Source organism: Ensifer canadensis, from assembly GCF_017488845.2.
GTDB lineage: Bacteria > Pseudomonadota > Alphaproteobacteria > Rhizobiales > Rhizobiaceae > Ensifer > Ensifer canadensis.
The window spans coordinates 3,033,189-3,047,094 of record NZ_CP083370.1; the positions used below are offsets into that span (position 1 = coordinate 3,033,189).

The 13,906-nt window shown below is 62.7% G+C and carries 15 protein-coding genes; 10 read left to right on the plus strand and 5 right to left on the minus strand.

Annotated elements, in window-relative coordinates; translation table 11 throughout:
- Nucleotides 1-38: 38 nt before the first annotated feature.
- From J3R84_RS14880 to J3R84_RS14895, 4 genes are all read left to right on the plus strand, one after another.
- Nucleotides 39-992 (plus strand): PhzF family phenazine biosynthesis protein, encoded by a 954-nt coding sequence (locus J3R84_RS14880; RefSeq protein ID WP_207207617.1) that lies wholly within the window; start codon nucleotides 39-41, stop codon nucleotides 990-992.
- Nucleotides 993-1,176: 184 nt separating this feature from the next.
- A complete protein-coding gene (locus J3R84_RS14885) occupies nucleotides 1,177-1,527 on the plus strand; it encodes a MarR family winged helix-turn-helix transcriptional regulator (RefSeq protein WP_309239120.1) in 351 nt (116 codons plus the stop codon).
- Nucleotides 1,524-2,285, plus strand: a complete 762-nt coding sequence (locus J3R84_RS14890; protein WP_025424764.1) for a DNA alkylation repair protein — start codon at nucleotides 1,524-1,526, stop codon at nucleotides 2,283-2,285. Before J3R84_RS14885 ends, J3R84_RS14890 begins: the two co-directional genes overlap by 4 nt.
- Nucleotides 2,286-2,302: 17 nt before the next feature.
- Entirely contained in the window at nucleotides 2,303-2,647 is a 345-nt protein-coding gene (locus J3R84_RS14895; protein ID WP_025424765.1) for a DUF6616 family protein, read from the plus strand.
- Nucleotides 2,648-2,672: 25 nt separating this feature from the next.
- On the opposite strand, the gene J3R84_RS14900 is transcribed toward J3R84_RS14895, so the two are convergent.
- Nucleotides 2,673-3,176 carry a GrpB family protein gene (locus J3R84_RS14900; protein WP_057221572.1) on the minus strand — a complete coding sequence of 168 codons (504 nt, stop codon included), beginning with the start codon at nucleotides 3,174-3,176 and terminating at the stop codon, nucleotides 2,673-2,675.
- 64 nt (nucleotides 3,177-3,240) lie between these two features.
- Nucleotides 3,241-3,789: a TetR/AcrR family transcriptional regulator gene (locus tag J3R84_RS14905; RefSeq protein WP_025424767.1), complete on the minus strand. Its 549-nt coding sequence runs from the start codon at nucleotides 3,787-3,789 to the stop codon at nucleotides 3,241-3,243.
- Between the two features lie 105 nt (nucleotides 3,790-3,894).
- On the opposite strand from J3R84_RS14905, the gene J3R84_RS14910 reads away from it, so the two are divergent.
- The gene (locus tag J3R84_RS14910) at nucleotides 3,895-5,394 is read left to right on the plus strand and encodes an MFS transporter (protein WP_025424768.1); all 1,500 of its coding nucleotides are present in this window, start codon (nucleotides 3,895-3,897) and stop codon (nucleotides 5,392-5,394) included.
- A 122-nt stretch (nucleotides 5,395-5,516) separates the two neighbouring features.
- Here J3R84_RS14910 and J3R84_RS14915 read toward each other — a convergent pair whose 3' ends face one another.
- Both J3R84_RS14915 and J3R84_RS14920 read right to left on the minus strand, forming a co-directional pair.
- Nucleotides 5,517-7,451 carry a TPR end-of-group domain-containing protein gene (locus tag J3R84_RS14915; RefSeq protein ID WP_128090377.1) on the minus strand — a complete coding sequence of 645 codons (1,935 nt, stop codon included), beginning with the start codon at nucleotides 7,449-7,451 and terminating at the stop codon, nucleotides 5,517-5,519.
- A gap of 126 nt (nucleotides 7,452-7,577) precedes the next feature.
- The gene (locus J3R84_RS14920) at nucleotides 7,578-7,733 is read right to left on the minus strand and encodes a hypothetical protein (RefSeq protein ID WP_107027707.1); all 156 of its coding nucleotides are present in this window, start codon (nucleotides 7,731-7,733) and stop codon (nucleotides 7,578-7,580) included.
- Nucleotides 7,734-7,991: 258 nt separating this feature from the next.
- Here J3R84_RS14920 and J3R84_RS14925 point away from each other — a divergent pair, with 258 nt between their 5' ends.
- The 3 genes from J3R84_RS14925 (at nucleotide 7,992) to rcdA (ending at nucleotide 10,343) form a co-directional block, all read left to right on the plus strand.
- Complete coding sequence (locus J3R84_RS14925; protein ID WP_203528343.1) at nucleotides 7,992-9,299, plus strand: MFS transporter; 1,308 nt, start codon at nucleotides 7,992-7,994, stop codon at nucleotides 9,297-9,299.
- Nucleotides 9,286-9,474: a DUF1192 domain-containing protein gene (locus J3R84_RS14930; protein ID WP_025424771.1), complete on the plus strand. Its 189-nt coding sequence runs from the start codon at nucleotides 9,286-9,288 to the stop codon at nucleotides 9,472-9,474. Before J3R84_RS14925 ends, J3R84_RS14930 begins: the two co-directional genes overlap by 14 nt.
- A 350-nt stretch (nucleotides 9,475-9,824) precedes the next feature.
- Entirely contained in the window at nucleotides 9,825-10,343 is a 519-nt protein-coding gene (rcdA, locus tag J3R84_RS14935; protein ID WP_025424772.1) for a protease adaptor protein RcdA, read from the plus strand.
- Between the two features lie 188 nt (nucleotides 10,344-10,531).
- Here rcdA and rpmE read toward each other — a convergent pair whose 3' ends face one another.
- Nucleotides 10,532-10,753 (minus strand): 50S ribosomal protein L31, encoded by a 222-nt coding sequence (gene rpmE, locus J3R84_RS14940; protein ID WP_025424773.1) that lies wholly within the window; start codon nucleotides 10,751-10,753, stop codon nucleotides 10,532-10,534.
- A 209-nt stretch (nucleotides 10,754-10,962) separates the two neighbouring features.
- On the opposite strand from rpmE, the gene J3R84_RS14945 reads away from it, so the two are divergent.
- A complete protein-coding gene (locus J3R84_RS14945) occupies nucleotides 10,963-12,765 on the plus strand; it encodes an ABC transporter transmembrane domain-containing protein (protein ID WP_038575689.1) in 1,803 nt (600 codons plus the stop codon).
- Between the two features lie 131 nt (nucleotides 12,766-12,896).
- Entirely contained in the window at nucleotides 12,897-13,889 is a 993-nt protein-coding gene (locus J3R84_RS14950; RefSeq protein ID WP_025424775.1) for a Bug family tripartite tricarboxylate transporter substrate binding protein, read from the plus strand.
- The last annotated feature ends 17 nt before the right edge of the window (nucleotides 13,890-13,906 follow it).

A 13,906-nucleotide genomic window follows, 5' to 3' on the forward strand; every position in this document is an offset into this window, starting at 1 on the left:
GCGCTGATCGCCGCCGCATCCAGCGGAAGCGAGCGTTCATGACTTCTTTTGCCCCCGTGCACTCCGTCGATTACATCACCGTCGACGTCTTCACTGAAGATCGTTTCGCCGGTAACCAGCTTGCCGTCATCCCGGACGCACGGGGTTTAAGCGATGCGCAGATGCAGGCGATCGCAACCGAGTTCGGCTATTCCGAAGTCACCTTCGTGCTGCCGCCGGAGGATCCTGCCAACAGCGCGCGGGTGCGCATTTTCACGCCGACGATGGAGATCCCCTTCGCCGGACATCCGAATGTCGGCACCGCCTTCGTGCTTGGCCAGCAGGCGGAGATTTTCGGCCGGGCGCCCGGCGATCACCTGCGGTTTGAAGAGCTCGCCGGGCTGGTCGAGGTCGCCCTGTCGCGCGCCGATGGCGCGGTGAAGGAAGCGCGTATCGTCGTGCCGCGCGCCTTGAGCATTGGACCCAGCATCGATGTCGAGACGATCGCCGCCTGCGCCATGGTCGCACCCGATGCCGTCAGCACCGCCAACCATGCGCCGGTGCGCGTTTCCGTCGGCCTGCCCTTCGCGGTCGCGGAACTGAAAGACGTAGCCGCGCTGTCGGCGGCGCGTCCCAACGTCACCGCCTTCGAGGCCGCCAATCGGCGCTACAAGCCGGATGAGGACAGCTTCAGCCTGTTCCTCTATGCCCGCTCGGCCGAAAAGCCATGGCAGCTGCGCGCCCGCATGTTTGCACCGCTCGACAACGTCATTGAGGACCCGGCGACCGGCAGCGCCTCGGCTGCGCTTGGCGCCTATCTCGTTTCGCTTCTGCCTGAAGAGACCATCGACGTCGATCTGACGATCGAGCAAGGCGTCGAGATGGGGCGCCGAAGCATCATCGAGGTCAGCGTCAGCAAGCAAGGCGGCACCGTAGGCAAAACCAGCATTGCCGGCGCCTGCGTGACTGCGATGCGCGGTTCCATCGCGCTCTCAACACCCGCAAGACGCTGACCGGCGGCGCGAGCGAACCCGCATGCGTGCCTTCGGCGAACCCATTGACTCTTAATTAGGCGCCATACTATATGGCGCCTGATGGATATGCTTGAGCAAAAGCACCTCGCCCTGATCACCGAAGCCGAACAGCGCGGACACTTACCAACCGCCAACCTGCGTCTGTGCTTCGAAGTCATGGCACTTGCTGCACCAGCTGCCGCAGGGATTGTCGCCATATGAGCTTGCCGATCGGGCCGGCGTCACACGCGCAACCGTTACCGGACTTCTGGACGGGCTGGAGCGGGACGGCTTTCTCGCGAGGCAGCAGAGCAAGGACGATCGCCGAAAGGTGCTGGTGCAGTTGTCGCCGAAGGGCGAGAATGCAGCGCGCGAGCTGTTCGACACGCACACGCGCTGGATTGCATCGCTGTTTGCCGGTTTCGACGAGCGCGACCGACAGACGCTAAGTACGCTCATCCAGCGCGCGTGGCGCAACACCGACGCCGGCCGAAAGGCCGTATTGACGACGGCTGGAAACGAGATCGAGCCATGAGCCCTGCCCCACGACGCGTGCAGGATATCGACCCGCAACGGCTCGCGCTGTTGAATGCGGGAGCGGCGCAAACCTCGACGCTGACCGAATGCCTCGCGGTCGATTTCGCGGCGCTGATGCGGTCGGCCGTACCGGAAGTCGGCGACGATGCACTCGCCAGCATCGGCGCCATAGCCGGCACCGGCATTTCCAAACGCATGGCGCTCGCAGCAGGATTGATCCGCGGCCGGCTTGGCGATGGCGCAGTGACAAGGCTGCAGCAACACCAGTCCGACACGGTCAGGGGCTGGGCGTGCTTCGTGATCGGCGCAAATCCAGCGCTCACGCTTGAACAACGCCTCGAAGCGATCCGGCCGCTTGCCGACGACCCGCACTTCGGCGTGCGTGAATGGGCCTGGATGGCCGTGCGGCCGCATCTCGCCGCCGATCTCAAAGCGGCGATAACGCTTCTTGGCCGCTGGACCGCCTCCCCCTCCGACCGTCTGCGCCGGTTTGCAAGCGAAGCGACGCGCCCCCGTGGGGTCTGGTGCAGCCATATCCCGACGCTCAAAGACAATCCGGAAATGGCACTAATCATCCTCGAACCGTTGAACGCCGACCCCTCGCGCTACGTTCAGGACTCCGTCGGCAACTGGCTGAACGACGCGGCCAAGGACCGGCCCGACTGGGTTCGCGATCTCTGCGCCTCCTGGCAACGCAAGCAAGACAGCGCCGCCACCGCCCGGATCTGCAAGCGCGCACTTCGATCCATCGATTGATCCTGAAAAGAGAATGCATGCCCCACTATCTGAGCGAACTCTATACCTCGAAGCGAACATGGCTGTCGCTTGACGCCGTCGCGCGGCAGCAGTTTTTCGAGACCGTCGGCCATGGCATGGCCAAGTTATCGGATCTCGGGGTCGAGCCTATCGCCTTTGGCGAGGTGGATGCCGGCAAGCTTCATGCCGCATCGCAGTCCTATTTCGCCATCTGGCGCGTCCCCGATGAAGCAGCGCTTGATGCCCTGGTCTCGGGCATCGCGGCGGCCGGCTGGCACGACTATTTCGAAACGATCAACGCCGCCGGTCGCGGGACCGACCTGCCCGGCCACCTTGCCCAACTGGCGGCAGCCCGTAGCTGACGCCACGCGAGGGGGAGAGGGCCGTTCAACTCCGGCCGGCGCGCTCGACCACCTGCTCGATAAACTGCGTCTTGGCCGCGGTATAGCCGTCGCCATCGAAGGCAAATGTCGCGGCAAGGCTTCGCTTCAGCGCTGCGTAGGCGTCGACCGTCTCGCGGCTTTGACGAAGCTGATCACGAAAGATCAGGCGACGGCGATGGGTGTCGTTGTGTGGCGAACAGAGATAGACGCGCCGCCCCGGCGATCCCTGCTTGGCGAATGCCCAGACGCCATCGTCATATCTGTTCCCCCGTGACATAAAGCCGTCGGCGACGAGCGCCGCGCCGCCGGCGGCAATTGCTTCCGGCCTGCACAGCGTCACATCGATATCGATGATCGGCTTGGCGATGAGCCCGGGAACTGCAGTGCTGCCGATATGGTCGATTGCGACCGTGGCGGAGCCAAGCAGGCTCGCCAGATGCTTCGACATCTCCGCAAATGCTTGCGGCCACGCATCGTCGTAGGCGATGACTTCGACCAGCGTCGGCATGCTCTTCCCTTTGCTCGAAGCCCTGTCGCTTGCCGGATCGTGCCCGGCGGTCGAGGGGTCGCAGTCAGGCGTTTTCTTTGGGCACCAGGGCAACGATATCGGCAAAAATATCCTGCCATTCGGTATCGTCCATTTCGGCAAAACCGAAACTGCGCAGTAGGAAGGCGCCTTCCGTTGCGAGAAAGGCAAGACGCGCCCGGCGCCCCTCCTCGGTCGACAGATCGAGGCTGTCGAGGCGCCCGCGATACCAGGCCCGGTTCTTTTCCATATGGTCTTCGCGCTGCAGGAGCGCTGCCATCATCCCGGACGTGCGGGCATTCTCCGCCGTGTTCATGCGCGCCGTCACCTCCGCGTGCGCGCGCATCGCCGTTACCGGATCCGTCTCGTCTCCGACTTCGGCGGCGACCGCGCTGTCGAACTCGTTGAACCAGCGTTCCATCATCGCGTCGATCAGGCCGTCCTTGTTACCGAAGCAATATTGAACCCCGCCCTTGGTGATGCCCGCCGCCTTGGCCACCGCGTCGATCGTCAGGCCGGCAGCACCGACGGCGCTGACGGTCGCCTCCGCCGCATCCAGCACCTTGTCGCGATCGATCGTCCGGCGTCGTCCCATTTCAGATTCCCTCTTTCAATTCCATACGTATGTATTTATATAATCGCTCTGACGTCAACAAGGCCATAGGTCCCGCAGGCAGCGGGTCGGCCACAGAGGTGTACCATGTCCCCGCATAATCGCTGGCTCATTCTTGCCATCGTGTCGAGCGCGCTGCTGCTGATCGTTGTCGATATGACCGTGCTTTACACGGCGCTGCCCCGGCTGACCCACGATCTTGGCGCGTCCGCGTCGGAAAAGCTCTGGATCGTCAATGCCTATGCGCTGGTCGTTGCCGGCCTACTGCCGGGGCTCGGCACGCTCGGCGACCGGCTCGGCCACAAGCGGCCGTTCATTGCCGGTCTTGCCGTCTTCGGCCTCGCTTCGCTGCTGGCGGCCTATGCCTCGAACCCGTCGATCCTGATTACCGGCCGCGTGCTTCTTGCCGTCGGCGCCGCGCTGATGATGCCGGCAACGCTTTCGATCATCCGGCTGACCTTCACCGACGAGCGTGAGCGGGCGCTGGCGATCGGCGTCTGGGCTGCCATCGCCTCGGGTGGCGCGGCGATCGGCCCGGTGCTCGGCGGGTTCCTGCTCGAATACTTCTGGTGGGGCTCGGTCTTCCTCATCAATGTGCCGATCGTCGCCGTGGCCTTGCTGCTCGGCGTTGTCGTGCTTCCCGACAGCAAGGGCAACAAGGATCACCCGTGGGATCCGCTCGGCTCCGTCCAGATCATGGTCGGCCTGGTCGGGCTTGCCTATGCCATCAAGGAGATGAGCAAGCGCGAACCCTCGGCTGAAGCCGGGCTCATCGCCGCCGCCATCGGCGTCGTAGCGCTTCTCCTCTTCGTGCGCAGGCAGAGGCGCAGCCCGCACCCGATGATCGACTTCGGCCTGTTCCGCAACGCCGCCTTCTCCTCGGGCGTCGCCGCAGCCCTTGTCGCATCCGCGGCCATCGTCGGCGTCGAGCTCGTGCTCAGCCAGCGGCTGCAGCTTGTCGCCGGGTATTCGCCGCTTGAGGCCGGCATTTTCATCCTGCCGATCCCGCTTGCGGCCTTCGTCGCCGGTCCGCTTACCGGCATGATGCTGCCGCGCCTCGGCGCCGAGATGGTGCTGCGCACCGGCCTTATCACCGCAGCTGCCGGCCTCGGTGCGTTTCTTGCCGTGCACGAAGCCGGCGTGCTCGCTCAGATCGTCAGCCTGGTCGTGCTCGGCCTTGGCATTGGCGCTTCGATGACGGCAGCCTCCAGCGCCATCATGTCCAACGCCGCGCCGGAACGCGCCGGCATGGCCGCCTCCATCGAGGAGGTTTCCTTCGAACTTGGCGGCGCCATCGGCATCGCCGTGCTCGGCAGCGTGATGTCGGCTGTCTACACCGCCTTCGTCATGCTGCCGGAAGGGGCGGGCATATCGGCGATCGCACGCGACAGCCTGGACGAGGCGTTGATATTGGCGGAAAAACTGTCGTCGAATGATGCCGAAAATCTAGTGGCACTCGCCAAAGCGGCCTTCGAGAAGGCGTTCGTCGCCGTCGTCCTTTTGGCAACAGGCCTCCTGTTTGCCACCGGCGCCGGCATCTGGTGGTTTACGCGCGGCAATCGCCTACAACGCCGCGCGTCTTATTAGACGCGCAAAAGTCGCCGTAGCACTTTGAATTGCTGCATGTCTTTATCCTTAAATCGAATGCGATTTCAGGAAACGTGCAGTCGCGCCGGTCGGGTCCTACCGGGCGCACTGATTTCAGGTGGTCAGTGCTTTGCTGCCTCGCACTGGGCGATCGCTGCCACCAACGCCTCGAAACGCACATGGTGGCGAACGGCGTCCAGGTCGGAGTCCTGCTTGAACCAAAGCAGCTGGTAACAGGAACTTTGCGGCAACAGGCTCTCGAGCATGTCGAGCGCCGTGTCGACATCGCCGAGGATCGAATGGACGCAGGCCGTGTTGTAGCGCGCAACAACATCATCCGGATCGATGGCGATCGCGCACGCCGCCCATTCACGCGCGCGCTCTGCTTCGCCCATATGGGCCAGCGCCAGGGCGCCGCGATGGGCCGGACCGGAATTCTCCGGATGCAGCTCCAGCGCCCGCTCGGCCCGGGAAATACCAATCTTCGCCCAGTGTCCCCGCTCGGTTTCCTGGCCCAGCGACTTGTAGGCGCTCATCAGGTGGATCGGCGAGAGATAGTCATCCGGGCTGATTTCCGCGGCCCGCTTGAAGAACTGGATCGCCGTCTCGAACTCGCCGCGCATGAAGAGAAAGCGGCCATAGTGAAAGTTTGCCTCGTAGAGCTGCGGATCAAGCGTCAAGGCGCGCTCAAACTCGGCAACGGCCTCTTCGCTTTGCCCGTCCTGGTGCAGGACCAATCCCCGGGAAGCGTGCGCTTCCGCCAGGTTCGGATCGAGCGCCAGCGCCCGCTCGCTCGTGCTCAGAATGCTCTCGAGCGGGAATTCGTGCTCGTGCCAGTCGCGAAGAGCGGATTCGCAATCGGCGATGCCGGCATAGGCGCGGGCAAAATTCGGGTCGAGCTCGACGGCCTTCAGGAACATCCGCCGGGCGAGCAGCAGATAGTAACGGGTCCAGGCGTGCGAGAATCGCCGCCCGCGTAGATAGTAAGTGTAGGCCTCGACGCTCGTCGTCGGATCGCTCTCGATCGCCTTCTTCTCCTCAGGCAACAGCTTGATGCGCAATTGGTCGACGATGGCGTGAGTGATCTCGTCCTGGATGGCGAAGATATCGGTGAGATCGCGGTCGTAGCGGTCGGCCCAAAGATGCGTGCCTGTCAGCGCATCGATCAGCTGCCCGGTGATGCGCACCCGCGCGCCGGCCTTGCGCACACTGCCTTCGAGGATGAACCGAACGCCCAGTTCCTGCGCCACGGTTTTGACCCGGACAGACCGTCCCTTGTAGGTAAAGACCGTGTTGCGGGCGACCACGTGCAACTGCGAGATCTTCGACAGGTCGGTGATGATGTCTTCAGTGATGCCGTCGGAGAAATATTCCTGCTCCGGGTCATGGCTCATATTGGTGAAGGGCAGCACGGCGACGGAAAGCCCGTAACCATCGTCCACCGTTACCGTATGGGACCCATTCAACACCTTGGCGATCTTGGTCGGCGCCCCCAGCGCCACCGAATAGACATGCACACCCGCTGCGATGTTCTTCAGCGCGTGCTGTCCCTTGTCGACGAAGCCGACATCCAGCCTCGAGCCGACATGGTCGCGAACGGAGGCGGAGACGGCAATGCCGGAGGGCTCGGCCAGGCCTTCGAGCCGGGCTGCGACATTGACGCCGTCGCCGAAGATATCGCCGTCCTCGACGATCACGTCGCCCAGATGCACGCCGATGCGCAGTTCGATACGCTTCAACTGCGGCACGTCTTCGTTGCGGATAAGCATGCCGCGCTGAATGTCGACGGCACAAGCAACCGCGTTCACGACACTCGCGAACTCGACCAGAATGCCGTCGCCGGTCAGTTTGACAATCCGACCCTTGTGTCGGCTGACCTTGGGATCGACCAGCTCGTTCTTGTGCCGCTTCATGGCGGCCAGCGTGCCGGTCTCATCAGCGCCTATGAGGCGGCTGTAGCCCACGACATCGGCAGCAAGGATGGCAGCAAGGCGGCGTTCCAAGTAACCCCCGATTTCATCTCCTGGGTGAAGTATACAATCTAGCGCGTTCTTCATCATCTGTCCTGCGCACTTTTCTGGGTACGACGAATGACCGAAGAACCGGATAACACACTAGGCCAGATGGCGAAGTTTCCAAGGAAACCACCATCCTAACACTATGGGATTACTTCGTTCGCCGTATCACGGTCGAATGAGAACCGTGATCATCATCATGACGATCGCAAACACTGCGATCTTCCAGAAATCGCGACGCTGCCTCAGACCGGGCAGGCCGATCGGCCAGATCAGCTGGATGGCCATCGCCAGAAGCAGAATGAGCGCCAGCGCCTTCGACATATCCAGCCTATCCCCGGGTAAATTCCCGCAACTCGGCGGAACTGTCACGCCGCCGTCACCTTGTCGTCGTAGCAGCGCAGGCCGTCAGCACGCGCAACTGCTTATGATCCCGAAATTCGATATCGATTCTTGGGATGATGCATTAGAGGGCTATTGTTTCCGCCGCCGATTTGCAATGACCGGCCGGACAGAATCCGGCTGGCAATTCCGGGCACACCGCCCTAACTTGCTGACGGCAGAACGATTTTCGGATGGATGATGAGAAAAAACCTGCTCCCCGTCGCCTCGCTCCTGCTGGGCACGCTGTTTCTCTTCCTGGGCAACGGCCTGCAGGGCCTGCTTTTGCCGGTCAGAGGCACGGCCGAGGGCTATCCCACCACCATCCTTGGCCTGATCGGCACGTCCTGGGCGGCCGGCTTCGTGCTTGGCTGCTTCTTTGCACCTAATGTCGTCAAGCGCATCGGCCATGTGCGCGCCTTCAGCGTCTTTACCTCAATGATTGCCATCGTCGCGTTGATGACCGGCATCCTGATCGACCCGACCTGGTGGCTGATCCTGCGTGCGCTGACCGGTTTTTCCACTGCCGGCACCTCGATGATCATCGAAAGCTGGCTCAACGAGCGCGCCACCAATGAGAGCCGCGGCGTCATCTTTTCCCTCTATATCGCCATCACGCTCTTCGGCGTCGTCGGCGGCCAGATGATGATCCCGTTCGGCGATACCTCCACCAGCACCCTCTTCATGATCTGCGGTATTCTCTATTGCGTCGCTATGCTGCCGACCCTGCTCTCGAAGGCCGCCTCGCCGCAGCCGCTGAAGCAGGTCCAGCTCGACCTGCGCGGGCTCTATCGCAATTCCCCGGTCTCGTTCCTCGGCATCCTGCTCGTCGGCATCGCCAACGGCGCTTTCGGCACGCTCGGCGCCGTCTTCGGCCGCCAGGCGGGCCTCTCCGACAGCACTGTCGCGGCGATGATGAGCGTGGCGATCTTTGCCGGCGCGGTGATGCAACTGCCGGCCGGGCGCCTGTCCGATCGCATCGATCGACGCTACGTGCTTGCCGCCCTTGCCGGTGTCGGTGCGCTGGCGGGGCTCCTGATCTTCCTAGTCGAACCAAGCCAGGTCTGGATCGTGCTCACCCTGATTGCGATCTATGGCGCAGCCGCCAACGCGCTCTACCCGATCGCCGTTTCGCATGCCAACGACTTTGCGACAGCCGAGGATTTCGTTAAGGTTTCCGGCGGATTGCTGCTGCTCTACGGCATCGGCACCATTATCGGCCCGACCATCGGCGGCCCGGTGATGACTGCGACCGGCCCCTACGGGCTGTTCATGATCACCGCCTGCGCCCACATCCTCATCACCGCCTACGCCATCATCCGCAGCCGCATGCGCGCGCCGGTTCCCGTCGCCGAGCGCGATGCCTTCTCGCCGATCAATGCCGGAACGGCAATGACGCCCGAGAGCCTGCAGCTCTCGCCGCGCGCAGCACCGTTCGATGAAACACATGATGACGACGACGGCGATATCAACCCCGAACAGGAGGAGAAGTCGAATGGGCCTGTTTGACGAAGACCAACCCAAGAAGAAGCTGGCGCATGAGATCGGCAGCGACCTGTCGCTGCTGTCCGTCGACGAGCTCACACAGCGCATCGCGCTGCTGAAGGAGGAAATCGCCCGGCTCGAGTCGGAGCGCGAGCGCAAATCCGCAAGCCGATCTGCGGCCGAGGGCCTGTTCCGCTGACGATCGCACAAGGACAAACGGCCCGAAACGGCGCTTTCTTAACGGTATATTAAGCATTCTCTGCGATTGTCTGTTTATCCGGAGCTTTCCGGACTCAGACAATTTCTCCGACTGGCGAATGGGTCTGATTTTTCTCCCTGTTTTACCTTGAGAGCCGCTTTCCGCGGCTCTTTTTTTGTTTTGATATATGTCGCTGCAAAGAATTGTGGAGATTAACCCTTTCTTAAGAATGCTCTTGCGCGAAATGCGCTATGGCATCATTCTTCAGGCATAGAGGCGGCAAGGAAACTTTTCCCAAAACCGCCCGTTACCCGACTGTCGTGATGCGTTTGAACCAGGGAAAACAGGTCATGTCCGAAAGAGGATTGAATACCGTCAGTTTCGCGGGACACGCGGCGGCGTCGGCGCAGTTCAAGGCGCTCTATTCGGAAGGCATGGGTCTGGTCGAAGAAACCGCGAGCTATCTCGACGGCCCCGGTCGCCTTGCCTCCAAGGTCCTCCCGCGCATGGCATCGGTCCTCTATGCAGCAGAATCCATGCGTCTGACCACGCGTCTCATGCAGATGGCATCCTGGCTCCTGCTTCAACGCGCTGTCAACAACGGTGAGATGAGCCGCGACCAGGTGCTGTCGGAAAAGAGCAAGGTTCGCCTCGACAGCTTCAACGTCGACCGCAGCGCGCCCGGCTGGAGTGAGCTGCCGGAAGCATTCCGCGACCTCATCGAGCGCTCGCTGCGCCTGCAGAACCGCGTCGCCTTGCTCGATCGCGAGATCTACCGTCCGCAGGAAGCCTCGACCTTCGTTCCTGATAACCAGAACGGCGTCAAGGCGCAGATCAAGCTCTTGCAGACGGCCTTCGGCACCAACTGATTTCAAAATATTCGGCAGTTCGCTGCCAACGAAACGAACCCGGCCTTGAGCCGGGTTTTTTCATGCGCGGCTTGAGCCGGCTCGCACGATCTCAATCATCAAAGATCGGCCTTAAGTCGGGACGGAAATCCGCACAACAAAAAGCCCGGCAGAGCCGGGCTTCGAAAACGCGCCAAGAGAGCGTGCGATTAGAGGCCGAGGCCTTCGAAACGCTTCTTGAACTTGGAGACGCGGCCGCCGCGGTCCATGAGCTGCTGGTTGCCGCCCGTCCAAGCCGGGTGCGACTTCGGGTCGATTTCCAGGTTCATGGTGGCGCCTGCCGAACCCCAGGTCGAGCGGGTTTCGTATTCGGTGCCGTCAGTCATGACCACCTTGATCAGGTGATAGTCGGGATGGATGTCTGCCTTCATAACGATCTTCCTAGAGTTCCAGGGTCCAATTGTCGCAAGGCATTGCGACTTCGAGACCGAACACGTAAATGAAGCCGCGGACCGGCTGATGGGCCACGGCTTCCCAATTCGATGCCGTGCCTATACATCAAGGTCCGCGGGATAACAAGTGCCGCGCGGAAGACTCATGGGCAAACCCGCCCCCTCCGTGATTGGCGAACGGGGGTCATGTGTCCGAACGAGCAAACCAGTCACCAGCGCGTAAATCCATTCGCCCTCTCGCCACGCTGCTGCCCTACCTCAAGCGCTACCGCCATCTGGTCATCGGCGCCGGGATTTCGCTCGTTATCGCTGCGGTGACGACGCTGACGCTGCCGCTCGCCGTCAGGCGCATGGTCGACAACGGCTTCTCCAATTCCGACAGCGGCTTCATCAATACCTATTTCTCGATGCTGATGATGCTCGCCATCATCCTGGCTTTGGCCAGTGCGGCCCGCTACTATTTCGTCATCACCCTTGGCGAGCGCATTGTCGCCGATCTCCGGCGCAACGTCTTCCAGCACGTCACCCGCCTTTCCGCGTCGTTCTTCGACGTGAACCAGTCGGGCGAGATCGTCTCGCGGCTGACCGCCGATACCACGCAGCTGAAGTCCGCCGTCGGCGCGACGGCATCGGTAGCACTTCGCAACCTGATCCTGTGTCTCGGCGCCATCGGCATGATGGTTTATACCAGCCCGAAGCTGTCGAGCCTGGTGCTGGCGGCAATCCCGGTGATCGTCTTCCCGCTGGTCGGCTTCGGCCGCTCCGTCCGCCGCCGCTCGCGCGAGGCACAGGACACCCTGGCGATGGCATCGGCCTATGCCGGCGAGGCGATCGCCGCCTCCCGCACCGTTCAGGCCTTCAACAGCGAGGACATCGCCAACAACCGCTTCGGCAACGCCGTCGAGGATGCCTTCGGCGCGGCACGCGCGGCCATCAAGGCCCGCTCGGTGCTGACGGCCTTCGCCATCACCATGGTGTTCGGTAGCGTTGTCGCCGTCCTGTGGTTCGGCGCGCGCGACGTGCTGGCGGGCAATCTCTCGGCCGGAACCCTCAGCCAGTTCCTGCTTTATTCGGTCTTCGCCGCCGGCAGCCTCGGCTCGCTATCGGAGGTCTGGGGCGAGCTCTCGCAGGCAGCCGGTGCCGCGGAGCGGTTGAACGAGCTCTTGACCGAAGTCCCGGAAATCGAGGCGCCCGCAAACCCCGTCGCCATGCCGGCGCCGGCGCTCGGCGCCATCAGCTTCGACGAAGTCTATTTCGCCTACCCCGCGCGCCCTGATTACAAGAGCCTGAACGGCCTGAGCTTTGCGATCAAACCGGGTGAAACCGTCGCCATTGTCGGCCCATCCGGCGCGGGCAAGAGCACCGTCTTTTCGATGCTGCTGCGGTTCTACGATCCGGCAAAGGGTGCCATCACGGTCGATGGCGTCGATATCCGCACCGTGGACCCGAAGGATCTGCGCGACCGCCTGGCGATCGTGCCGCAGGACGTCACCATCTTCGCCTCCTCCGTCCACGACAACATTGCCTTCGGCCTGCCGGGTGCAAGCCGTGAAGCCGTGCGCGCCGCTGCCGTCGCCGCTCAGGCCGACGAATTCATCGGCCGGATGGAGAAGGGCTACGACACGCTTGTCGGCGAGCGTGGCATCACGCTCTCGGGCGGCCAGCGCCAGCGCATCGCCATTGCCCGCGCCATCCTGCGCAACGCGCCGATCCTTTTGCTCGACGAGGCGACCTCGGCGCTCGACGCCGAAAGCGAGACACTGGTGCAGAAGGCGCTCGAGGGCTTGCTGCATGAACGCACGACTGTTGTCATCGCCCACCGGCTCGCAACCGTCTTGAAGGCCGACCGCATCCTCGTGATGGAACACGGCCGGATCGTCGAAGAGGGAACCCATGCCTCGCTGATCCGGCAGGACGGGCTCTATGCCAAGCTGGCCCGTTTGCAGTTCAACCACGGAGCCCAGGAGCTGTTCCTGAACGCTGGGAAGTAAGACGACCACTACCATAGTCGCATGCCGGCATGTCCGGCATGCCATTGCAGCTGGAAAGCCGGACCCTATTCTATAGGTGCCGGCTTTTTTCGGCCGCCACGACCGATGTGGATTGTTCAGGGAGGAACCTAATGACATTTTCGAAGTTGACCCGCCGGGCGGCGCTTGCCCTCGGCTTCACCGCACTCACCGTTCTCGGCTCCGGCATCCAGGCGAATGCCCAGGACTTTCCGGATCGCGCAATCACCCTTGTCGTTCCCTTTGCCGCCGGCGGCTCGACCGACGTGGTCGCGCGGATCGTGGCGCAGAAGATGTCGGAGGATCTCGGCCAGCAGGTCATCGTCCAGAATGTCGCCGGCGCCGGTGGCAACCTCGGTGCCGACAATGTCGCGCGCGCCGACCCGGACGGCTATACGATCCTCATGGGCACGGTGGCGACGCACGCCCTCAACCCGCTGATCCTCAAGACCAAGCCCTATGACCCGGAAAAGGACTTCGCTCCGATCTCGCTTCTGGTCGTCGTTCCGAACGTGCTGGTGGTCAATCCGGAGCTGCCGGCCAAGACCGTCGAGGAGCTTCTGGCACTGCTCAAGGCCAAGCCCGATGAATATGCCTACGCTTCTTCCGGCAATGGCACGCCGCTGCACCTCTCCGGCGAGCTCTTCAAGAAGATGGCCGGCGTCAACATGCAGCATATCCCCTACAAGGGCGCCGGACCGGCGCTCAACGACGTCATCGGCAACCAGGTGCCGATCATGTTCGACAACCTGCCGTCCTCCTCCAGCCACATCAAGGCCGGCACCTTGCGGGCGCTTGCGGTAACGACCGCCGAACGCGCGCCATCCTTCCCCGACGTTCCGACGGTCGCGGAGGCAGGCATTCCGGGCTACGAAACCTATACCTGGAACGCGCTGTTTGCACCGGCCAACACGCCCGAGCCAGTTGTCGCCCGCCTGAACGAAGCCGCCAACAAAGCGCTTGCGGATCCGGCCGTGGTCGAGCGGATGAAGGAATTCAGCGCAACCATCGTCGGCTCGACGCCGCAGGAGCTTGCCGCGCATGTGAAGGCCGAGCTCGCAAAATGGACCCCTGTCGTTCGCGACGCCAACATCCAGATGGATTGATCGGAGTTACTTGACCC